21 protein-coding genes and 2 other RNA genes are annotated in these 20,624 nt (G+C 65.4%); 12 read left to right on the top strand and 11 right to left on the bottom strand.

Annotated elements, in window-relative coordinates:
• Positions 1-80: 80 nt before the first annotated feature.
• The gene (locus XpruCFBP8353_RS07005) at positions 81-1,352 is read left to right on the top strand and encodes a sensor histidine kinase (protein WP_101362598.1); all 1,272 of its coding nucleotides are present in this window, start codon (positions 81-83) and stop codon (positions 1,350-1,352) included.
• Between the two features lie 432 nt (positions 1,353-1,784).
• Here XpruCFBP8353_RS07005 and XpruCFBP8353_RS07000 read toward each other — a convergent pair whose 3' ends face one another.
• Positions 1,785-2,486, bottom strand: a complete 702-nt coding sequence (locus tag XpruCFBP8353_RS07000) for an SGNH/GDSL hydrolase family protein (protein ID WP_101362597.1) — start codon at positions 2,484-2,486, stop codon at positions 1,785-1,787.
• Between the two features lie 182 nt (positions 2,487-2,668).
• Here XpruCFBP8353_RS07000 and XpruCFBP8353_RS06995 point away from each other — a divergent pair, with 182 nt between their 5' ends.
• The 8 genes from XpruCFBP8353_RS06995 (at position 2,669) to XpruCFBP8353_RS06960 (ending at position 8,296) form a co-directional block, all read left to right on the top strand.
• Positions 2,669-3,049, top strand: a complete 381-nt coding sequence (locus tag XpruCFBP8353_RS06995; RefSeq protein WP_101362596.1) for a diacylglycerol kinase — start codon at positions 2,669-2,671, stop codon at positions 3,047-3,049.
• A gap of 101 nt (positions 3,050-3,150) precedes the next feature.
• The gene (locus XpruCFBP8353_RS06990; protein WP_101362595.1) at positions 3,151-3,777 is read left to right on the top strand and encodes a LemA family protein; all 627 of its coding nucleotides are present in this window, start codon (positions 3,151-3,153) and stop codon (positions 3,775-3,777) included.
• A gap of 331 nt (positions 3,778-4,108) precedes the next feature.
• Complete coding sequence (locus tag XpruCFBP8353_RS06985; RefSeq protein ID WP_101362594.1) at positions 4,109-4,999, top strand: TPM domain-containing protein; 891 nt, start codon at positions 4,109-4,111, stop codon at positions 4,997-4,999.
• Entirely contained in the window at positions 4,999-5,490 is a 492-nt protein-coding gene (locus tag XpruCFBP8353_RS06980; protein ID WP_101362593.1) for a TPM domain-containing protein, read from the top strand. Before XpruCFBP8353_RS06985 ends, XpruCFBP8353_RS06980 begins: the two co-directional genes overlap by 1 nt.
• A gap of 53 nt (positions 5,491-5,543) precedes the next feature.
• Positions 5,544-6,434 (top strand): prolipoprotein diacylglyceryl transferase, encoded by an 891-nt coding sequence (gene lgt, locus XpruCFBP8353_RS06975; protein WP_101362592.1) that lies wholly within the window; start codon positions 5,544-5,546, stop codon positions 6,432-6,434.
• Positions 6,431-7,225 (top strand): thymidylate synthase, encoded by a 795-nt coding sequence (locus XpruCFBP8353_RS06970; RefSeq protein WP_101362591.1) that lies wholly within the window; start codon positions 6,431-6,433, stop codon positions 7,223-7,225. The genes lgt and XpruCFBP8353_RS06970 overlap by 4 nt, the downstream gene beginning before the upstream one ends.
• A 52-nt stretch (positions 7,226-7,277) precedes the next feature.
• Entirely contained in the window at positions 7,278-7,799 is a 522-nt protein-coding gene (locus XpruCFBP8353_RS06965) for a hypothetical protein (RefSeq protein ID WP_133125628.1), read from the top strand.
• Positions 7,800-7,801: 2 nt separating this feature from the next.
• Positions 7,802-8,296 carry a dihydrofolate reductase gene (locus tag XpruCFBP8353_RS06960; RefSeq protein WP_101363063.1) on the top strand — a complete coding sequence of 165 codons (495 nt, stop codon included), beginning with the start codon at positions 7,802-7,804 and terminating at the stop codon, positions 8,294-8,296.
• A 47-nt stretch (positions 8,297-8,343) separates the two neighbouring features.
• Here XpruCFBP8353_RS06960 and XpruCFBP8353_RS06955 read toward each other — a convergent pair whose 3' ends face one another.
• The 10 genes from XpruCFBP8353_RS06955 to XpruCFBP8353_RS06910 form a co-directional block, all read right to left on the bottom strand.
• Positions 8,344-9,330, bottom strand: coding sequence for a symmetrical bis(5'-nucleosyl)-tetraphosphatase (locus XpruCFBP8353_RS06955; RefSeq protein WP_101362589.1), 987 nt, complete (start codon positions 9,328-9,330; stop codon positions 8,344-8,346).
• Positions 9,331-9,358: 28 nt separating this feature from the next.
• Positions 9,359-9,742, bottom strand: coding sequence for a Co2+/Mg2+ efflux protein ApaG (apaG, locus tag XpruCFBP8353_RS06950; RefSeq protein WP_101362588.1), 384 nt, complete (start codon positions 9,740-9,742; stop codon positions 9,359-9,361).
• Positions 9,743-9,778: 36 nt separating this feature from the next.
• The gene (rsmA, locus tag XpruCFBP8353_RS06945; RefSeq protein ID WP_101362587.1) at positions 9,779-10,567 is read right to left on the bottom strand and encodes a 16S rRNA (adenine(1518)-N(6)/adenine(1519)-N(6))-dimethyltransferase RsmA; all 789 of its coding nucleotides are present in this window, start codon (positions 10,565-10,567) and stop codon (positions 9,779-9,781) included.
• 48 nt (positions 10,568-10,615) lie between these two features.
• A non-coding RNA gene (locus tag XpruCFBP8353_RS06940) (sX9 sRNA) lies at positions 10,616-10,701 on the bottom strand.
• Between the two features lie 58 nt (positions 10,702-10,759).
• Positions 10,760-11,746 (bottom strand): 4-hydroxythreonine-4-phosphate dehydrogenase PdxA, encoded by a 987-nt coding sequence (gene pdxA / locus XpruCFBP8353_RS06935; protein ID WP_162300976.1) that lies wholly within the window; start codon positions 11,744-11,746, stop codon positions 10,760-10,762.
• A 20-nt stretch (positions 11,747-11,766) separates the two neighbouring features.
• Positions 11,767-13,158, bottom strand: coding sequence for a peptidylprolyl isomerase (locus XpruCFBP8353_RS06930; RefSeq protein WP_101362586.1), 1,392 nt, complete (start codon positions 13,156-13,158; stop codon positions 11,767-11,769).
• On the bottom strand, positions 13,155-15,584 hold the full coding sequence (gene lptD / locus XpruCFBP8353_RS06925; protein WP_101362585.1) for an LPS-assembly protein LptD: 2,430 nt from the start codon (positions 15,582-15,584) through the stop codon (positions 13,155-13,157). Before lptD ends, XpruCFBP8353_RS06930 begins: the two co-directional genes overlap by 4 nt.
• A 127-nt stretch (positions 15,585-15,711) precedes the next feature.
• Positions 15,712-16,620, bottom strand: coding sequence for a histone deacetylase family protein (locus XpruCFBP8353_RS06920; protein ID WP_101362584.1), 909 nt, complete (start codon positions 16,618-16,620; stop codon positions 15,712-15,714).
• Between the two features lie 38 nt (positions 16,621-16,658).
• On the bottom strand, positions 16,659-17,216 hold the full coding sequence (locus XpruCFBP8353_RS06915; protein ID WP_101362583.1) for a cob(I)yrinic acid a,c-diamide adenosyltransferase: 558 nt from the start codon (positions 17,214-17,216) through the stop codon (positions 16,659-16,661).
• Between the two features lie 3 nt (positions 17,217-17,219).
• Entirely contained in the window at positions 17,220-17,798 is a 579-nt protein-coding gene (locus XpruCFBP8353_RS06910) for a hypothetical protein (protein ID WP_101362582.1), read from the bottom strand.
• A gap of 128 nt (positions 17,799-17,926) precedes the next feature.
• Here XpruCFBP8353_RS06910 and XpruCFBP8353_RS06905 point away from each other — a divergent pair.
• The 3 genes from XpruCFBP8353_RS06905 to XpruCFBP8353_RS06895 all read left to right on the top strand — a co-directional run bounded on the left by XpruCFBP8353_RS06905 (position 17,927) and on the right by XpruCFBP8353_RS06895 (position 20,522).
• Positions 17,927-18,002: non-coding RNA, sX9 sRNA (locus tag XpruCFBP8353_RS06905), on the top strand.
• A gap of 133 nt (positions 18,003-18,135) precedes the next feature.
• The gene (gene ubiH / locus XpruCFBP8353_RS06900) at positions 18,136-19,344 is read left to right on the top strand and encodes a 2-octaprenyl-6-methoxyphenyl hydroxylase (RefSeq protein ID WP_101362581.1); all 1,209 of its coding nucleotides are present in this window, start codon (positions 18,136-18,138) and stop codon (positions 19,342-19,344) included.
• A complete protein-coding gene (locus tag XpruCFBP8353_RS06895; protein WP_101362580.1) occupies positions 19,341-20,522 on the top strand; it encodes a UbiH/UbiF family hydroxylase in 1,182 nt (393 codons plus the stop codon). The genes ubiH and XpruCFBP8353_RS06895 overlap by 4 nt, the downstream gene beginning before the upstream one ends.
• Positions 20,523-20,624: the final 102 nt, after the last annotated feature.

Raw genomic sequence — 20,624 nt, 5'->3', positions numbered from 1 at the left:
TTCCGCGTGCTGCCGTCTGGCTGCACGACGGGCTTACGGAAGCGTTGCCTATACTCCGGCGCTCTCCCCTGGATGCAGCAATGCCGCACGGGCTTCCACGAAAAATACGTCTCGCCTTCCTGTTGCAGGTCGCGTTGGCGAGTCTTGCCCTCGTGCTGGCCGGGTATCTGGTGTCGTTCGTCGTCAAATACAGCCTGGTGCGCACCGTGCTCGCCGACGAGGCGGTGCATTTCTGGCAGATGCAAAAGAGCGTGCCGGACAACCGGCCGCCGAACACGCGCAACATCCAGGGGTACTTTTCGCCCGCAGGCGCTGCTGCCGATACCACGCCGCCCGCGCTGCGTGCGCAGTCGCCGGGTTTCAGTGAAGTCGCTGCCGCCGATGCACTGGTGTATGTCGATCAACGTCCGGAGGGGCGCCTGTATCTGGTGTTCCCGCGCTCGCGTGCGGCGCATCTGACGCTGTGGTTCGGCGTGGTACCGGCGATCGTGGTGTTGCTGGCGATCTACGGTGTGTCCTGGGTGACCTACCGTGTCTCCAAACGGCTGGTCTCGCCGATCAGCTGGCTGGCGCGGCGTGTGTCGCAATGGGACCCACGTAACCCGGATGTGGACGAACTGGCTCCGGAACGGCTGCCTGCCGAATTACAGGGCGAAACGCGCCAGCTCGCCGCCGCGTTGCATGCGTTAGGGCTACGCGTCAGCGAGCATGTGGCGCGCGAACGCAATTTCACTCGCGATGCCAGCCATGAATTGCGCACGCCACTGACGGTGATCCGCGTGGCCAGCGACATGGCATTGGCCGACGACGCATTGTCGCCGCGCACGCAGCGCAGCCTGCGCCGTATCCAGCGTGCTGGCCACGATATGGAAGCGGTGATCGACGCATTCCTGATCCTGGCACGCGAAGCCGAGATCGATCCGCAAAGCGAAAACTTCGATGTCACCGAACTAGCCAGAGAAGAAGTCGAGAGCGCGCGTGACTTGCTTGGCGACAAGCCGGTGTCATTGCGCATGGTCGGCGACCGTAGCCTGCAGATGTTCGCACCGCCCAGGGTCATGCGCGTGGTGCTCAGCAATCTGTTACGTAACGCCTGCGCTTACACCGATACCGGCAGCATCGATGTCGAGGTGACGCACGATCGCATCGTGGTGCGTGACACTGGGATCGGCATGAGCGAGGAAGCGCGCGCACGTGCGTTCGAACCGTTCTTCCGCGCCGACCCCACCCGCCCGCAAGGCACCGGCCTGGGCCTGTCGATCGTGCGCCGGCTTTGCGACCGCTTTGGCTGGCGCATCGAATTGCAGAGCGAACCCGGCGTCGGAACTTCGGTGGCGGTGGTCGTGGCCTGAGGTGGAGGTCGGTCGGCATGGTGTTGGCTGATCACGTCTTACTGCCGCCCACGTAGCCCGGCAGCAGATACCGGCAAAGCGTATCAACGGCTGCGGCACGCGGGATTCGACCGCCGCGTCGTTGGCCAAGTTCAGCAGCTCGGCAGCCACAACGATCGATAGCGGTGTGACCAGCGCAGCGCCGATGCGCCTACGCTCTTGTAACGGCTGTCAGCGACGTTAAAGATGGTTGAGCCTTGCTGCGATCTCGCGCGCATCGCCGAGCGACGTCAGCTGCGTGCGCAATAGCAGATGGCTAAATCAGTTGCATGCCGTAGCGACTTCGACGCTTTGCCGCCGCGCCGACATGCGCGCTGCAGATGAAGCGTCGACCAGCGCATCGCCTGCATACCGGCCGATCCGACGCCGCGCGCCGGATCGATTCCATTGCGTTTAGCGGTCTTCCAATACCGGTGCCACGATCTTGCGCCAGATCGCGTACCCATCGGCCGTCATGTGCAGCCTGTCTGTGCGGAACAGTTCTGCGCGCGGTTTGCCGCTGGCATCTAGCATCGGCGTGTAGATGTCGACGAAGTCCACGCGCGGTAGCGGTGCGAGCGCTTCCTTGATCAGCCGGTTGGCAGTGATGACCTCCGGCAGCAGTTGCGCGCGCGACGGGCTGGGCTTGATCGACAGATAGCTGATGCGTGCCTCGGGCAGATCGCGGCGAACGCGCGCCACGAATGCCAGCACGTCATCGCGCACCTGCTCGGGCGAGCGGCCGCTGTTGAGGTCGTTGTCGCCGGCATACAGCACCACCTGGCGCGGTGCATACGGAATCACGATGCGGTCTGCGTACCAGGTGCTGTCGCGCACTTCCGAGCCGCCGAAACCGCGGTTGATGACCGGTTTGCCCGGGAAATCCTGGGCCAGCGTTTCCCAAAACCGGATCGACGAGCTGCCGACGAACACGATGCCGTGCTTGGCAGGCGGCTGACGTGCGTCGCTTTCGGCGAAGCGTTGCATGTCTTCTTCCCAAGCGGCGTTGGAGACCTGCGTCGGCACGGCGGGAGCGGTGTGCAGCGCGTCGGCGGACACATGGCCGGACAACAGGGCGAGGGCGCACAGCACCGTGCGCAGGCGATAGAGGGGCATGCAGGAACCTTGAGCAGTGAGGCAGGCTGCCATGGTGCGCCAGGCTGGAAGCTGAGGGCAAACCGGCTCGCCGCTGGCGGGGCGGAGCGTCACGGTGCAAGATTCGCACTTTCCTCAGTAGCGACCCTGCCATGCGTTCGATTTGTTCCCATATTCGCCTTCATGGCGGGAAGCGCTGACGCATGGCTGATCAATTGGGGCACGTCCCGCGCGGCCCGCGCCGTATGCTCAAGGCGGCGATCTGGTCATGGCAGGGATTGCGCGCGGCGTGGCTGCATGAATCTTCGTTCCGGCTGGAAGTCTGCCTGGCGGCGGTGCTGGTACCGCTCGGTCTGTGGCTGGGTCAGTCGGGACTCGAGCGTATTGCACTGATCGCACCGTTGTTGATCGTGCTGGCTGCCGAACTATTGAACTCGGCGATCGAGGCGGTGATCGAACGCTATGGCCCGGAGCATCACGTACTGGCCGGGCGTGCCAAGGACATGGGGTCGGCCGCGGTGTTCGTGCTGCTGATCAATGTGCTGCTGTGCTGGGGGTTGATCCTGCTGCCGCGGCTGTTCTGAAGCGGCGGTACCACCGGCGAGCGAGCCGGGCAGGGCCATGTGCATGCGGGCTTGACTTGGCCCATGGCATGCTCGGGCTCTCTTTCAACGGAATCGCCTGCATGCCTGTCCTGATTCGCGCCCTGGCGTTGCTGGTCCTGACCGCTTCGCTGTCGGGTTGCGGCTATAACGCGATCCAGCAGAAGGAAGAAGGCGTCAAGGCCGGTTGGTCGGAAGTGCTCAATCAATATCAGCGTCGCGCCGATCTGATTCCCAATCTGGTGCGCACCGTGCAGGGCTATGCCCAGCAGGAACGCCAGGTGCTGACCGAAGTGACCAATGCGCGCGCGCGCGTGGGGCAGATCCAGGTCAATGCCGATGACGAAGCGTCATTGAAGCGGTTCCAGCAGGCGCAAGGCGAGCTGGGTAGCGCGCTGTCGCGTTTGTTGGTGGTCAGCGAAAACTATCCGCAGCTCAAGTCGGACCAGTCGTTCCGCGATCTGCAGGTGCAGCTGGAAGGTACCGAAAACCGCATCACCGTGGCACGTGGTCGGTATATCCAGACCGTGCAGGACTACAACACCTATATCCGTTCGTTCCCGCAGGTGATCACGGCGAAGATGTTTGGATATCAGCCAAAGCCGAATTTCAGCGTGGAAAACGAAGCGCAGATCTCGCGCGCTCCGCAGGTGGATTTCGGTCATCAGCAGACGCCGCAGCAACAGCCCGCACCGCAGCCTGCCCAGTAATCAGCTGTCGTGCGTGTGCGGTGCCCGCGCAGTCGTCGGTTGCAAACGCCATACGCGCGATGCCAAAGCAGCCTAGGCACGCGCCAAGGCAACGCACGCCGAGCAGCACGTCCGTACGCATCTGCGGACCAAACCAACAGAACGTGTCGAAGCGGAGAGCTTTCCAGTCGGGAGAGGGGGGATGACGCGGGGCCCAGCAGTCGTCCCAGCCCCAGGTGGCTCCGCTTCCGGCACCTTTTCTCTCTGTAAGGGGCAAATGTTCCACAGGGACAAGCAGTAGCAAAACCCAGCGCTGATCGACGATCAGCGCGCATCAGGTTAGGAGTTGGCAATGCGGCGAACGTCTTTGGGAGTGGTGTGGATGATGGTGTTGCTGCTGCCGGCGGCGCTGCTGGCGCAGGGGTTGGCTGCCATCCCGCCGCTGCGCTCGCCGGTTGTCGATGTCACCGGCACCCTGGATGCGGGGCAGATCCAGCAACTCGAGCAACAGGCGCTGGCCTTGCAGCAGCGCAAGGGCGCGCAGCTGCAGATCTTGATCGTGCCGACCACGCAGCCGGAAGCGATCGAGCAGTACACCCAGCGCGTGTTCGATCAGTGGAAGATTGGCCGCAAGGGCGTGGACGACGGCGTGCTGCTGCTGGTGGCCAAGGACGACCGCCGCGTGCGTATCCAGCCCGGTTACGGCCTGGAAGGCGCCATTCCCGACATCACGGCCAACCGCATCATTCAGGAGTATCTGGCGCCGCGCTTCCGTGAGGGTGACTACGCCGGCGGCATCGGTGCTGCAACCGCGACGTTGGCCGGCCTGATCGAGGGTGAGGCCCTGCCGCCGCCGGTCAGTGGACATGCCGATGGCGGCAACGGCGCGGGCGGCGGTGGCTGGATCATGGCGCTGTTCGTCGGTTTCGTGGTGGCCATGGTCGCGCGCGGGATCCTGGGCGCGTTACCTCGCCCGCTTCGCGCCTTGCTGACCGGGGTTGCTGCGGGCGGCGCGGCATTGCTGTTTACGTCGTTGCTGTTCGCCAGCGCGGGCGCGGCGGTGATCGGCTTGCTGGCCGGCCTTGCCGCTGGCTCGCCTGGACGCTTCGTTGGTGGCGGCGGCTGGGGTGGCGGCGGCTTCGGTGGATTTGGCGGCGGCGGCCGTGGCGGTTTCGGCGGTGGTGGTGGCTGGGGCGGCGGCGGCGGGTCATCAGGAGGCGGTGGCGCCTCGGGGAGCTGGTAATGCGGTGGCTCAGGCATCTTTTCGCGCCCTCGGCGCAGCGTAGTTTTCCAGCCGCGTGCATGGACGCCATTGCAGCGGCGGTCTCCGCTAGCGAGCGTTCCCACACCGGCCAGATCATGGTGGCTGTCGAGGCCGACCTGCCGCTGGACGCGTTGTGGCGTGGGCATAGCGCCCGCCAGCGTGCCGAGCAGGCCTTCGCGCAATTGCGCACCTGGGACACCGAGGCCAACAATGGGGTGCTGATCTACCTGCTGCTGGCCGACCACGCCATCGAAGTGGTCGCCGACCGCGGCCTGCGCAGTCAGGTGCCGGAGGCGCAGTGGGCGGAGGTGTGCCGGCGCATGCAGCAGTTCCTGCGCGAAGGCCAGCACGAGGCCGCAGTCCTGGCCGGGATCGAGGCGGTGACCGAGTTGCTGGTCGTGCATTTCCCGGCCGCCGGCGACGTGCAGCATGAAGACGAGCTGCCCGATCGGCCACAGCTCTTAGGCTGAGCGCGCCCGAGGTGTCAGAATAGCGGCCTCGCTCTACGTGATACGCGGTCCGCATGATCTATCTGCACGCCATCGACCCCATCGCCTTCTCGCTCGGCCCGGTGCAGGTGCACTGGTACGGTTTGATGTACCTGGCGGCCTTCTTTTCCGCCTGGGCGCTGGGCCGCTCGCGCATCCTGCGCGGCCGCCTGCCCGGCGTGGACATGGACGGTTTTTCCGATCTGCTGTTCTACGGCATGCTCGGCGTGGTGCTGGGCGGGCGCATCGGCTACATGCTGTTTTATGCGTTCGAGACTTTCCTGGCCAACCCGCTGATCCTGTTCAAGGTGTGGGAAGGCGGCATGAGCTTCCACGGCGGCCTGCTCGGCGTATTGATCGCCTGCTGGTTGTGGGCGCGCAAGCACCGGCTGCACTTCTTCGATGTGATGGATTTCGTTGCGCCGCTGGTGCCGTTGGGTCTTGGCTTCGGGAGGCTCGGCAATTTCGTCGGCGGCGAATTGTGGGGCAAGTTCACCCAGGCCGGCTGGGGCGTGATCTTCCCGCATGCGCCGGAACTGGCTGACCAGTTACCTGCGCAGATCCAGGCGCAGTACGCCGCCGGTGCGTTGAACCAGTTCGCACGCCACCCCTCGCAGCTCTATGAAGCTGCACTGGAAGGCGTGGTGATGTTCGTGGTGTTGTGGACGTTCTCGATGAAGCCGCGCGCGCGTTATGCGGTCTCGGGTTTGTTCGCGCTGCTATACGGCGTGTTCCGCTTCATCGTGGAATTCGTGCGCGTGCCCGATGCGCCGATCGGCTATCTGGCCTTCAACTGGCTGACGATGGGCCAGATTCTGAGCCTGCCGTTGATTGCCGTTGGCCTGGTGTTGCTGGCGATGTCGCGCCGCGCGCCGGTGTTGCAGCCAGCGTTGCCGACGCCCGCTGGCGTAGAGGCGGCCAAGTGAAGCCTTACTTGGATCTGTTGCAGCACGTTCTGGAGCACGGCGCCGAAAAGTCCGATCGCACCGGCACCGGCACGCGCAGCGTGTTCGGCTGGCAGATGCGCTTCGACCTCAACGCCGGCTTTCCGCTGGTCACCACCAAGAAACTGCACCTGCGCTCGATCATCCATGAGTTGCTGTGGTTTCTGCAGGGCGACACCAACATCGGCTATCTCAAGGACAACCAGGTTCGCATCTGGGACGAATGGGCCGATGCCGATGGCAATCTTGGCCCGGTGTACGGCAAGCAGTGGCGGCGCTGGACCGGACCGGACGGGGTCGAGATCGACCAGATGCAGTGGTTGGTGGACGAGATCAAGCGCAACCCGGATTCGCGCCGGTTGGTGATCAGCGCCTGGAATGTCGGCGAGCTGCCGCAGATGGCATTGATGCCGTGCCATAGCCTGTTCCAGTTCTATGTGGTCGACGGCAAGCTCAGTTGCCAGCTCTATCAGCGCAGCGGCGACATCTTTCTCGGCGTGCCGTTCAACATCGCCAGTTACGCGCTGCTGACCCATATGGTGGCGCAGGCCACCGGGCTGGGCGTGGGCGATTTCGTGCATACGCTGGGCGATGCGCATCTGTACGCGAATCACTTCGATCAGGCCCGCGAGCAACTGGCGCGCACCCCGCGTGCACTGCCCACCTTGCGTCTGAATCCCGAGGTCACAGATCTGTTCGCGTTCCGCTTTCAGGACATCGCCATCGAGGGGTACGACCCGCATCCGGCGATCAAGGCGCCGGTGGCGGTCTAGAAATTAGCTCCTCAAGGAGGACGGTATGCAGAGGCGTTTGCTGGTTTTCATCGTGTTGCTCGGGCTGACGTCGACAAACGCCATCGCGTTCGCCGAAACCGTGCGTGGTCCGGCCGGTAGCCTGCAACTGCCCGATGGTGTGACCGCGACGGTCGCGCCATCCAATCCGGCGCATCCGAGTATCGACACCAGCGCGATCATCACGTTGACGACGGCGCAGGCTGATGCGCTTGGGCCGGTCACGCTCGAAATGAGTTGCGCACCGGCTTTCGGTCAACTGAATTCGGCCAAGGGCATGGAGCGATTGGCAGCGGTGACGTTTCAGTTGGACAAAAAGCTGAAACGCGAAAAGGCCGAGTGGAGCGAACTCGATACCAGGCAGGCTTACCGTACCGATGCTTCGCGGGCCGATGGCACGCGGCTGACGCAGTGGCTGGTGCCGTCAGGGAGCTCGTTTGCCTGGATCAAGTTCGACCGGCCGGGCGCCTCGCCGCTCGAGCAGGACGTGTTGAATGCCATCGCCGGGATTGAACTCCTGTGTGGCTCCAAGCCTGAAAGCAACAAGGTCCGGTGATGTTGAAGCTTGCGCTCATCGTGGCGCTCGACCGCAACAACGCCATTGGTCGCGATAACGATCTGCCGTGGAAGTTGCCGGACGATCTCAAACGTTTCAAGGCGCTAACGCTGGGCAAGCCGATCCTGATGGGGCGCAAGACCGCGCAATCGCTGGGGCGCACCTTGCCAGGGCGTCTGAATCTGGTGCTGACGCGCTCGGGGCAGCTGCCGTTCGCGGGCATGCAGGCGGTGGCATCGGTCGATCAGGCGATCCAGCGTGCCGGGCAGGAGGGCGCGCAGGAGTTGTGCGTGATCGGAGGCGGCGAGGTGTATCGCCTGACGATGGAGCGCGCCGACCTGTTGGCCGTCACCGAGGTCGACACCGTGGTCGACCATGCCGATACGCACTTCCCGCCGATCGACCCGGCTGTGTGGATGCCGGTGCAGCGCCAGGCGCATGCGGCCGATGACCGCCATGCGTTCGCCTTTTCTTTCGTGGATTACCTGCGGCGCTGAGCCGGCAAGGGCGCCGCGCGCGACCGGCGCGCCAGATGCAAGGCGCTTTACTCCGGAGCGCCGCCACCTTGCGGCTTGGCCGGCACAGCGTTGCCGTTGCCCGCATTTCCCGCAGTGTTTCCGCCATTACCACGTCCACGGCCACGCCCGCGCGGGCGGCCCTGGCCTTCGCGTGGACGCCGCGGCGCGTGCGCGGCAGGTGCGGCGGGGGCGGTGACTTCGCGCCCCGGCACCTGCACCACGCGCAGCTCCTCGGTATCCAGCTGCAAGGCGGTGAGCTTGCCGCCCCACACCGCGCCGGTATCGATGGCATGCACGCCCTGGGTGATCGTCAGGCCTAGCGCAGACCAATGCCCGCAGACGATCTTCAGATCACGCTCGACCCGGCCCGGCACTTCGAACCACGGGTAGAGTCCTTGTGCCTGCGTTCCCGGCGTGCCCTTGTCGTCGGTGGCGATGCGCCCGCGTGGGGTGCAATAGCGCATGCGCGTGAACAGATTGATGATCGCGCGGCTGCGGTCGTAACCGCTCAGGCCCGGCGACCAACCGGGCTGATCGCCGTACATGTTGCGCAGCAGTTTGCGGTAGCCGCCGCCCTGCAGTTGCTGCTCGACCTCGCGCGCGTGTTTTTCGGCCATCTGCGTGGTCCATTTCGGCGCCAATCCCGCGTGGATCATCATCCAGCCCAGTTCGCGGTCCACGTGCGCCAGCTTCTGCATACGTAGCCAATCGAGCAGCGCATCGCGATCTTCGGCCAGCACGATGCGTAGCAGATCCGGGTTGACCTTGCGCTGCTCTTCTTCCGAGCGCGCGCCGATCGCCAGCAGCGACAGATCGTGATTGCCCAGCACCACCACGCTGTGCGCGCGCAACGAATGCACCAGGCGCAACGTCTCCAGCGATTGACCGCCGCGGTTGACCAGGTCGCCGCAAAACCACAGCGTGTCCTGCGCGGGATCGAAATTGATTTTTTCCAGCAACCGCTGGGTGATGTCGTAGCACCCTTGCAGGTCGCCGATTGCCCAGACGCTCATTGCGCGCGCTCCCTCAGTCCAGTGTTCATCAGTGCAGCGTCCTGGGTACGCTCAGCACGAAGGCGGCGATCGGGGCGATAAATTCGGTGCCATCGTCGGCCACCATGTCGTAGTGGCCTTGCATCTGTCCCTGTTCGGTCTCCAGCATCACGCCGGAGGTGTAATGGAAGGCCTCGCCCGGGCGCAGCCACGGCTGCTCGCCGACCACGCCTTCGCCATCCACCCGCTCGGTGCGTCCGTTGCCATCGGTGATCTGCCAATGGCGCGCGATCAGCCGTGCAGGGACGGCGCCCGCATTCTGGATGCGGATGCTGTAGGCGAAGGCATAGCGGCCTTCGTCCGGGGCGGATTGATGGGCGAGGAAGCGGGGCGATGCCTCGACCTCGACCCGGTAGCGCGGATCATCATGCATGGCGAAAGTCTAAATAAAACAGTGTGGGAGCGGCGCTCAAGCCAGCTCGACATTGGCCAGCCGGACGAAATCGGCGACCTCGAGTTGTTCGGCGCGTGCGTCCGGGCGCACCTGCGCGGCCTCGAAATGCGCCGGTTCGCAGACAGTGGACAAGGCGTTGCGCAAGGTCTTACGGCGTTGCCCGAACCCGGCGCGCACCACATCGGCGAAGCGGCGGCGGTCATTGATCTGCACCGTGGCCGGGTCGCGCGGCACCAGCCGCACCACCGCCGAATCCACCTTCGGCGGCGGCCGGAATGCGCCCGGCGGCACCACGAACAGCGCGGTGACCTCGCAATACGCCTGCAGCATCACGCTCAAGCGCCCGTACACCTTGCTGCCGGGGCCGGCGGCCATGCGGTCGACCACTTCCTTTTGCAGCATGAAGTGCATGTCGGCTACCGCACCGGCATGGTCCAGCGCATGGAACAGGATTGGCGAGGAGATGTTGTAGGGCAGGTTGCCGACCAGGCGGATCGGCGTGCCGTCGGCCAGCGCGGTGAAATCCACGCTGAGCACATCGCGGTGGATGATGCGCAACGCGCCGATCGGTGCGGCGGCCTCGGTCAACGGTGCGATCAGGTCGCGATCGAATTCGATGACGGTCAATGCGCCATGCTTGCGCAGCAGCGGAAAGGTGATGGCACCCTGGCCCGGGCCGATCTCGACCAGATGCTGGCCGGCGCGCGGATCCACCGCCTGCACGATGCGGTCGATGTAATACCGGTCGGCAAGAAAGTGCTGACCAAGCGACTTCTTGGCCGGTGCGCTGAAAGAAGAATTCATCCGCGCAGTTTAACGGAGGCGGCGCCTGCACGCGGCGTCGTTTGCGCAGACTAAGAGTCTGTACCACTACGTAGCGAGCGTTATCAGGTGGGTGCGGACGGTGGGCTCAGAACCGCAGTGTACGAAAGGTACATGCCGAGCCGAGCACCGGTCGCGCCAGTCTGACGACAGGGCAGTTGTTTGTTGGCCGCTCTAAGGCCTAGCGGATAAGCGGCGTGCCGCCAATCGCGCGCACAGCTCGGTGGCCGCCATCAGGCTGGAAGGGTCTGCGATTCCGCGGCCGGCCAGTTCCAGTGCGGTGCCGTGATCCACCGCTACGCGCGGGTAGGGCAGGCCCAGGGTGATGTTCACCGCCTGCTCGAAACCGCTGTACTTGAGTACCGGCAGGCCCTGGTCGTGGTACATCGCCACCACCGCATCGAAACCGCCCAGTTTCTGCGGCAAAAAGGCGGTGTCCGCAGGCAATGGGCCGATCAGCTGCATGCCTTCGCCGCGCAGCTGCTCCAGCACCGGGATGATGATGTCCAGTTCTTCGCGGCCCAGGAGGCCGTCTTCGCCCGCGTGGGGGTTGAGGCCGAGCACGGCGACACGTGGGTTTTCCAGGCCGAAATCGCGACGCATCGCTGCGTGGGTGATGCGCAGGCACTGCACCAAGGCATCGGCGGTGATTGCATCGGCGACGGCACGCAGTGGCAGATGCGTCGTCACCAGGGCGACGCGCACGATGCGGTTGGCCAGCATCATCACCACCGGGCAGCCGGCTTGTTCGGCCAGGAGTTCGGTGGTGCCGGTATAGGGAATGCCGCCGCCGTTGATCACCGCCTTGTTCACCGGGCCAGTGACGATGCCCTGCAGGCGGCCGGCGAGGCAGTCGCCCGCGGCCCCGCGCAGGCCGGCAATCACTGCCGCCGCGTTGGCCGGGTCGGGCGCGCCAAAGCGTGTCGCCACGGCTTGGCGAACGGGATGCAGTGGCAGGTCGCCAGGCGCGCGCGCCGACTGGTCGGGGTCGAGCAGGCGCACAGACAAAGACAGCGCCTTCGCGGCGCTGTGCAGGGTATCTGGATCAGCGTAGGCAATCAGATGCGCATCCGAGCGCGGCCGCTGGACGAGCCGGACGCATAGCTCCGGCCCGATTCCGGCCGGCTCACCTGGTACCAGCGCGAGCGACGGGACCATCATGCTATCTGCCGCGCCCGGCCTCAGCGCGTCGGCTTTGCCGGTGGCGGCGTAGGCGCTGCAGGATCTGCCGATTTGGCCGGGGCGGCAGTGGCATTGTCATCGGCGCGGTCGCCGGTGCGGTAGCTCACATACGCTTCGCCACGCAGTTCCTGCAGATAGCGGTTGTACTCTTCTTCCAGCTTGCGGCGGCCGATCGTTTCACGGGCCTGCGCGCGCTGGTTCTCGGCGCTGACGTCGGTCTGGCGGCTACCGACGCGCTGGACGATGTGCCAGCCCGCCTGGGTGCGGAACGGCTCGGACACCGCGCCATCTGCCAAGCCTTCGACCTGCTTGCCGAAGTCCGGGCCGAACGCATCAGCCGGGAACCAGCCCAGATCGCCACCCTGGCTGCGGCTATTGGTGTCCTCGGAGGACTCCTTGGCCGTTGCCTGGAAATCGGCACCACCGACGATGCGCGCACGAATCGTATCGATCTTTGCCTTGGCCTGCGCCTCGGTCTGGTTGTCGCCGACCCGCACCAGGATGTGGCGTGCGTTGTACTCGGTGACCACCTTCTTTTCGCCGCCGGCATTGGCGTCGCGCATTTCCACCAGCTTGAGCAACTGAAAGCCGCTGGGGCCGCGCAGCGGTCCGGCTACTTGACCTGGCTTCATATCGCGAATCAGCTGGGCAAATGCATTGGGAATTTCATCCAGGCTGCGCCAGCCCAGATCGCCGCCTTCGAGCGCATTCGGGCTGTCCGAATAACGCACCGCGGCAGCCGGAAAGTCCAACTCGCCCTTGTCGATCAAGGCTTTGACGCCATCGACCTTCTTCTGGCCAGTGGCGATCTGCTCGGCGGTCGCGCCTTCCGGCAAGCCGATCAGGATGTGCGCCAGGTGGTATTGGCTGCCGGTGGCGGCCTGTTGAGCCAGCGCGGTATCCACTTCGCCTTCGCTCACGCTGATGCGGCTCTGCGCAAAGCTCTGGCGCAGGCGCTGCACAATGATTTCGTCGCGCACCGAGGCGCGGAAATCGGCGTAGCCCATGCCGTCGGCGGCCAGCTTCTGGCGCAAGCCGTCCACGGTGGTGCCGTTTTGCTGAGCGATGCTGGCGATGGCGCGGTTGAGCTCCTCGTCGCTGACGCGGATGCCGCTGCCATCGGCACGGCCGACCTGCAGCTTGACCAGGATCAGGCGCTCTAGGACCTGGCGCTGCAACACGTCGTCAGGCGGCAGCTGGTTTTCGCGACCGGCGTACTGCGACTTGACGTTGCGCACAGCGCGATCGAGCTCGCTCTGCAGCACCACGTCTTCGTCCACGATAGCGGCGATACGATCCAGCGGCTGGGATTGCTGCGCCGATGCCAGCGGCGAGACCGTGCTGGTGATTACCAGCAACGAGGCAAGAAGAACAGAGAAAGGCTTGGTCATGGAATCAGGTTCGGATCGTAATCGTCCGGATTGGTCGTGGTGTTGCTGGGCGGGACCAGGTACAGGTCGTCGCGGTAATAACCGAGAATAGCACGGCGCAAAGTGCGGTCCGTGTTCTGCCCGAACGAGCTCAATCCCTTCAGCACGAACTCCACCTGGATGGAGTTGTCCATCTGGCCATCGCGGTTACGCACAAACCGGCGCACCAGCCCGCGGACCGCCAGGCAGCAGCTATCCCACTGCACGCCACCGATGATTTCCAGCGGCTTGCGGTCCAGCAGCGAGTAGTAGTAGCGACCGACCGCACTCCAGCTGGGGCTGATCGGATACAGGAAGGAGAAGTCGGCCTGCTTGAGCTGGTCGCTGTTGTCGACAAGGTTGCGACGATAGCGATACGCCAGGTTGATGATGCCGTCGTTGTTGAGCAGGTAGCGCGTGCGCAGGCTCGCCAGATCTTCCTTGCGCGAGTTCGGGTTCCACTGGTAGGTGGCGCCCATCGACCAGCGGTCGTTGATCATGTAGTTGGCGTCAGCCACCCAGGCGGACTTGCCCTGGTCGATGGTCTGCTCGCTGCCAGCTGCCGAATTGTTGCTGTTGTTGATGGTGACCAACGAGTCGCTGAAGTACAGGATCTGCCCGGCACTCAGCGAGAGCTTCTCGCGGCCATCGTCCTGGCGCAGCCAGCGCGAGGTCACCGCCAGGGTCAACTGGTTGGCATCGTTCTGGCGGTCGGCACCGGTGTAGCGGGTATCGCGGAACAGCTGCCCGTAGCTGAACGTGAACGGACGGGTGTCAAACACCGGCAGATCGTCCTGGTCGCGGTACGGCACGTACAGGTAGTACATGCGCGGCTCCAACGTATTGAGGTAGTTGGTGCCGAACAGCGAGGTCTCGCGATCGAAATACAGACCGGCGTCCACGGACGCGATTGGCAGGCTGCGCGTGGGCGAGCGATTGCCCGTCAATGGCGGGGTGGTGGCCAGCGTGGAGTCCAGCTGGTAAGCGGTGTAACGCCACGCCACCGTCGGTGTCACAAACCAAGCTGCGCCAGACAGCGGCATCGAAATATACGGTTTGACGTCCAGGCGAGAGCCGCTTCCGTATTGCTTATTGCGGATATTGGTGCGGACGTACTCGTCGCCGTTTCTATTATTGTTGTCGGCGTTCGGGATGAAATTCACCTGGTACGAATCGTCGTGGGTGAAGTGCACCGCCTCGGCGTACACGCCCGCCTCGAAAATGCCCAGCGGCTTTTCCCAGGTGAAATACGCACGCGGCTGCCGGTTGTAGGGCAGGGCCTGCTCGTCTAGCGTGTAGTCGGTGAGCTGCCAGCGGTCGGCCATCAGGCCTGCGGTCCAGGTCTCACCAGTGCCGTAGATACCCACCGTGCTCTGCAGGCTGGACGCCGAGCCCATGCCGTTGATACGGCTGGTGAAGTCCTCAACGTAGCGCGTGTCGCTGACCCAAGCGATGCTGCTGCGCGCCTGCCAGTAGGTGTTGACGTTGTGGTAGCCGCTGTAGAACACGCTGCCACGGTCCTTGTCGCGCAACTTGTCGTTGGGCAGGTAATTGCCGGTGATTTCGCCGCGACCGCCGTCGTACAGGTAACGGAATTCGGTGCCGAACATGAAACCACGCTTGCTCATGTAGCGCGGCAGCAGGGTCGCGTCGTAGTTCGGCGCCAGGTTGAGGTAGATCGGTTGTAGGTAATCGAAGCCGTTGCGGCCGGACAAACCGAACTGCGGGAACAGCAGGCCGGTCTGGCGGCGGTCATCGATCGGGAACTTGAACCACGGGAAATACAGCACCGGCACCTTGCCAATCTGCAGGACAGCGTTACGCGCGGTTCCGAAACCCTCTTCGTTGTCGACGTCGATCTCGGGGGCACGGACGCGCCAGATCGGCTGCGACGGGTCGCAGGTGGTGTACGTCGAGCGGTGCATCTGCCCGACCTGGCCCTGCAGATCCACCGATTCGGCGTCGCCATTGCCGCGGCGCTCCACCAACTGATACTGGATGTTGGTGACCTTGTGGGTGTCGGTGTCCTGATTACCTTCGGCGCGGTCTGCGACCATGCGGAAGGAGGTGTCCTGGTAGCGGACATTGCCCTCGGCAATGTAATTGCCGGTTTCGGTATCCATGCGCAGGTTGTCCGCGCCCAGGAACTGATCGCCGCGCTTCAGCGCCACGTTGCCCTGGTATTGCGGAGTGGTGCTGGTGCCGGAGAGCTGGTCGCCTTCGATGTCGGTCGGCAACTGTTGGCGCATTTCGGCCGCCTTGGGGTCCGCGGCGGGGGCGCCGTCGAAGCCGGGTAGCGGGTCCACGGCCGGGCACAATCCCCAGTTCAGCGGCTTGTCGGCAGCCATGGCAGGAAGGCACATGGCGATGCTCAAAGGCAGGGGCAGCAGGCGGAGAGCTCGGCGCACGCGGGGGTCAACCAATAAAATGGCGACTAGCTTGCCGCATAGCCCGCATAGGGGCAATGAAGAGTGCCGGCATCGGGAGGGCGAGGTTCATCGCAATCGGTGGCGCGACTGGCGCCCCGACAGGGATTCAGCGCAGCGCCGCCACGTGCGCCACGCTGCTTTCGCGCAGCGCCTGCAAGTCGTAGCCGCCTTCCAGCATCGACACCACGCGGCCGCGCGCATGGCGGTCGGCCAGGGTGCGCAGCGCCCCGGTGAGCCAGGCGAAATCGTCGTCGTCGAGCATCAGGTCGGCCAGCGGATCGCGCAAATGCGCATCGAAGCCGGCGGAGATCAGGATCAATTGCGGGCGGAAGGCATCGACCAGCGGCAGCATCTCGTCCTCCCAGACATTGCGGAAGCGCAGTCCGTCGCTGCCCGGGGGCAGCAGCAGATTGTGGATATTGCCGACGCCACGCTCGTACACGCTGCCCGAATGCGGATACAGCCCGGACTGATGGGTGCTCAGGTACTGCACGGCCGGGTCGCGCTCGAAGATCGCCTGCGTGCCATTGCCGTGGTGGACGTCAAAATCCACGATGGTGATGCGCTCAAGACCATGCCGATCGCGCGCGTGGGCGGCGGCCACGGCAATGTTGTTGAACAGGCAGAATCCCATCGACACCTGTGCGGTGGCGTGGTGGCCGGGTGGGCGCACTGCGCAGAAGGCGGTGCGGGTCTGGTCCTGCATCACCGCGTCCACCGCGGCGATGCCGGCACCTGCGGCGCGCAAGGCGGCTGCGCGCGAGGCAGGCACCATGCGCGTGTCCACGTCCAGCTGGCGATAGCCGTCGAAGGCGGTTTCCAGCACCGAATCCACCTGCTCGCGCTCGTGTACGCGGCACAGGTCGCCCAGCTTGGCCAACGGCGCCTCGCGCCAGTCCAGATCCGGGAATGCGGCGCGCAGGGCGTCGACCACCGCTTCCAGGCGGGCAGGGCTTTCCGGGTGCTCAGGGCCGGCGTCGTGACCGAGGCAGGCGGGATGGGTAAAGACCAACATGGGGCAACTCTAGCCTCTGCGCCGACGCTGGCACATGCTCAACCGCGTCGGCGGTCGTGCCGCCACAAGACTTCCTGCTGACCATCGGCACGCGCCAGCACGCGCGCCAGCACGAACAGCAGGTCGGACAAGCGGTTGAGGTAACCGATCGCCTCGCTGCGCACCGCTTCCTGACGCGACAGCGCGACGGTCTCGCGCTCGGCCCGGCGCACGATGGTGCGGGCAAGGTGGCAGCGCGCGGCGGCTTCGCCCCCGGCCGGCAGAATGAATTCCTTCAGTGCGGGCAGGGTGTCGTTGAAGGCATCCAGCTGGCGCTCCAGCGCCTGGATGTCGGCCGCGTCGATGGCCGCGTGGCCGGGGATGCACAACTCGCCGCCGAGGTCGAACAACTGGTGCTGCACGGTGGTCAGCAAGGCGGCAATCGGCTCCGGCACGCCGGGTGCGGCCAGCAGCACGCCGATGGCCGAATTGGCTTCGTCCACGGTGCCGTAGGCATTGACGCGCAATGCGTCCTTGCCGGTCCGGCTGCCGTCGCCCAGGCCGGTGCTGCCGTCGTCGCCGGTCCGGGTATAGATACGAGAGAGTCGGTTGCCCATGGCTTAGCCGGCGTGGGGCTGGCGGCGCGGTGCGGCCCCACGCTCGGCAGCCACCTGGATTGCCGCGGCGGCCGCCACGTAGAGCGCGGCGCTGCGCAGGTAGGGACCCAGCCAGTCGGTGTAATTCTTGAACCAGCCAGCCACGGTCGGTTCGGCCACGCTGGCGCTGATCCAGTAGAAGCTGCCCTGGGCGATCAGCTGGCACAGTGCCACAGCGATCAGTAGCGCGGGCACCAGCCGGGCCAGCGCGCTCCACTGCGCGCCGTGATAGTGCCGGCGCAGCCACACGCCGCCTGCCCACAGCGCGAAGTACGCCGGGATCAGGCACCAATACGCCGGCGACACGCAGTAGTGCTGCCAGAAGCTCATGCCCTGCCGGGTGATCACCAGCCAATCCACCGCCACGGCGAGCAGCATCAGCAGCGCAAACGCCAGCTTGGTGCGCGTAGCCAGATGAAAGCCACCAATGAAGAACACCGCCCAGGAGGCATCAGGGACCGGGGCGAAGTGATTGATCCGCGTGGCCGCCATCAACACGGCCAGCAGACTCAGAATCAGGGTGTCGTGCGAGCGAGGAGTCATGCGGAAGGGAGTCAGATCACAGGCCAGCGAGTGTAGCGCGGAGCGGCGTCGCCCGCGGCTTGGGTTAAGAGCAGCGACCAAAAGGACTGCCCAGTCCCAAGGCGGCGCAGCCGGTGCTCGGGATCGGCATCTACCACGTGTACGCTGCGGTCCCTGGGCGCTGTCCATACCCACCTGGCGACTGCGTGCGACCTGTTTGTAGCCGCTGTGGCTTGTAGGGAGCGCGTAGGCAGCTGCGGTGCGCCTGAGTCACACAAGGCGCAGACGACCGCGGGCGCGGCAAGATGTCCCGCCTTGCGGCGGCAACGCGCAGGGGGCGAAGGCTTATCATGTGGACATGACACTTCCCCATGACGTTCTGATCGTTGGCGGCGGCCTGGTCGGCTCCAGCCTGGCGATTGCGTTGGACCGCCTCGGCCTGGATGTCGGGTTGGTGGAGGCCACCCCGGCCGGCTCCCCGCCGGCGGTGTTTGACCAACGCAACCTCAGTTTTGCGGCGGCTACCGTGAACGCGCTGGGCGCGCTTGGAGTGATGGCCAAGCTGCGCAGCCCGCCCGGGCCGATCCGGCGCATCCATGTCAGTCGTGCCGGTGACTTCGGTCGCGTGCAACTGGACGCGGCCGATTACGGCCGCGACGCCTTCGGCCAGGTGGTGGTGGCACGCGACTTCGGCGATGCCTTGCAGGCGCGCCTGGACGAGTTAACCCATCTGCGCCGCTATCGCCCTGCGCGATGCATCGGCATAGAGCCAGTGCAGGACGGCCTGCGCGCGGTGCGCCTGACCACCGAGACTGGTGAGCAGCGTGTCCACGCCAAACTGGTGGTCGGCGCGGATGGCAGCCATAGCGCGGTGCGCGAGCTGCTGCATATCGGCACCGACGCCCACGATTTCCTGCAGACCCTGTTCGTGGCACGCGTACGTGCGTCGCGACCACCCGACGGCACGGCCTGGGAGCGTTTTGGCGAACATGGTCCAACCGCCCTGTTGCCACGCGGCGACCGCCATTACGGCGCGATCCATTGCGTGGCGCGCTCCGAGGCGGAGGCAGTGGCTGCGCTCGATGAGGCTGGCTGGCTGGCCCGCCTGCAGCGTGCCGCTGGCTGGCGCGCCGGGCGGTTTATCGCCAGCGGCGAGCGCAGCGCCTACCCGCTGGTGCAGGTGCTGGCCAACAGTCTCATCGCCGAGCGCGTCGTGCTGCTGGGCAATGCCGCGCAGACGCTGCATCCGATCGGTGCGCAGGGCTTCAATCTGGGGTTGCGCGATGCGCTGACGCTTGCCGAATTGATCGAACACGATCGCAGCGATGTCGGTGCTGGCGCGTTGCTGGCCGACTATGTGGCGCGGCGTCGGGTGGACCGCGAGCACACCATCGGTTTTTCCAGCGGTCTGGCCCGGCTCACCGGCAACCCGGCACCCTTGCTGCGGCCGTTGCGCAGCCTCGGCTTGTTCGCGACCTCACAGGCAGCGCCGCTGCAGTCGATGCTGGTCGGCGGTGCCATGGGCTTCCGTGGCGATGTGCCGCAGCTCTGCCGGGGCGTCGCATGAGCCGACGCAGCACGCGTGATGCCGTGATCGTCGGCGGTGGCGTTGTCGGCGCCGCCTGCGCGCTGGCGTTGACCGATGCCGGCCTGAGCGTTGCCCTGGTCGAAGGGCGCGAGCCGGCTCGCTGGCGCGCTGATCAACCTGATCTGCGCGTCTATGCCTTCGCCGCCGATAACGCCGCGTTGCTGGACAGTCTGGGCGTGTGGAACGCGGTACGCGCCGCGCGCGTGCAACCGTATCGGCGGATGCGGGTCTGGGACGCCGCTGGTGGTGGCGAGCTGGGCTTCGATGCCGACACGCTGGGGCGCGAGCAACTGGGCTGGATCATTGAAAACGACGTGCTGGTCGACCGCTTGTGGGCAGCCGTGCATGCGGCCGGCATCGAGGTGCATTGCCCTGCACGCGTGGTCGAGCTGGAGCAGGACGCCACTAGCGTGCGGCTGCGGCTGGACGATGGCAGCCGGCTGGAAGCGGCAATGGCGATTGCCGCCGATGGCGCAGCCTCTACCCTGCGCGAGCTTGCCGGGCTGCCAGTCTCGCGGCACGCCTACGCACAGCGTGGCGTGGTTGCCTTCGTGGAAACCGAACACCCGCATCAGGCCACCGCCTGGCAGCGCTTCTTGACCACCGGGCCGCTGGCATTTCTGCCGTTCGCCGATGGGCGCAGTTCGATCGTCTGGACCTTGCCGGATGCCGACGCCGAGCGTGTGCTTTCGCTGGACGATCTGGAGTTCTCGCGCGAGTTGACCCAGGCTTTTGCTGCCCGCCTGGGCGACTTGCGCGTGGTGTCGGCGCGCACCGCCTTCCCGCTGCAGCGGCAGTTGGTGCAGCAATACGTCAGCGGCCGCGTACTGACCTTGGGCGACGCCGCGCATGTCGTGCATCCGCTGGCCGGGCAGGGCGTCAACCTCGGCCTGCGCGATGTGGCCGCGTTGCGTCAGACGGTGTGCGAGGCGATCGCCAAGCGTGCGGATTGGGCCGCGCCGCATCGCCTGCAGCGCTGGGCACGCACCCGGCGTAGCGAAAACACCGTTGCCGCGTACGGCTTCGACGCGATCAACAGGGTGTTTTCCAATGACCAGATGCACCTGACCTTGTTACGCGGATCGGTGCTTGGCCTGGCCGGCAAGTTACCGCCGCTGGTCGATGTGCTGTGGAAGCGCGCCTCCGGCGGCGCGTGATCGCACCACGACAGACGCCGTGACCCGCATCGGCAACTGTCAGCGAAGTCTTTGTATGCCTTTAGAGATATAGCGGAGGCAGCAGGTTCCATACGACGGACG

This window comes from Xanthomonas prunicola, assembly GCF_002846205.1.
Taxonomy (GTDB): Bacteria; Pseudomonadota; Gammaproteobacteria; order Xanthomonadales; family Xanthomonadaceae; genus Xanthomonas; species Xanthomonas prunicola.
This window is presented reverse-complemented; position numbering and strand designations above follow the sequence as displayed.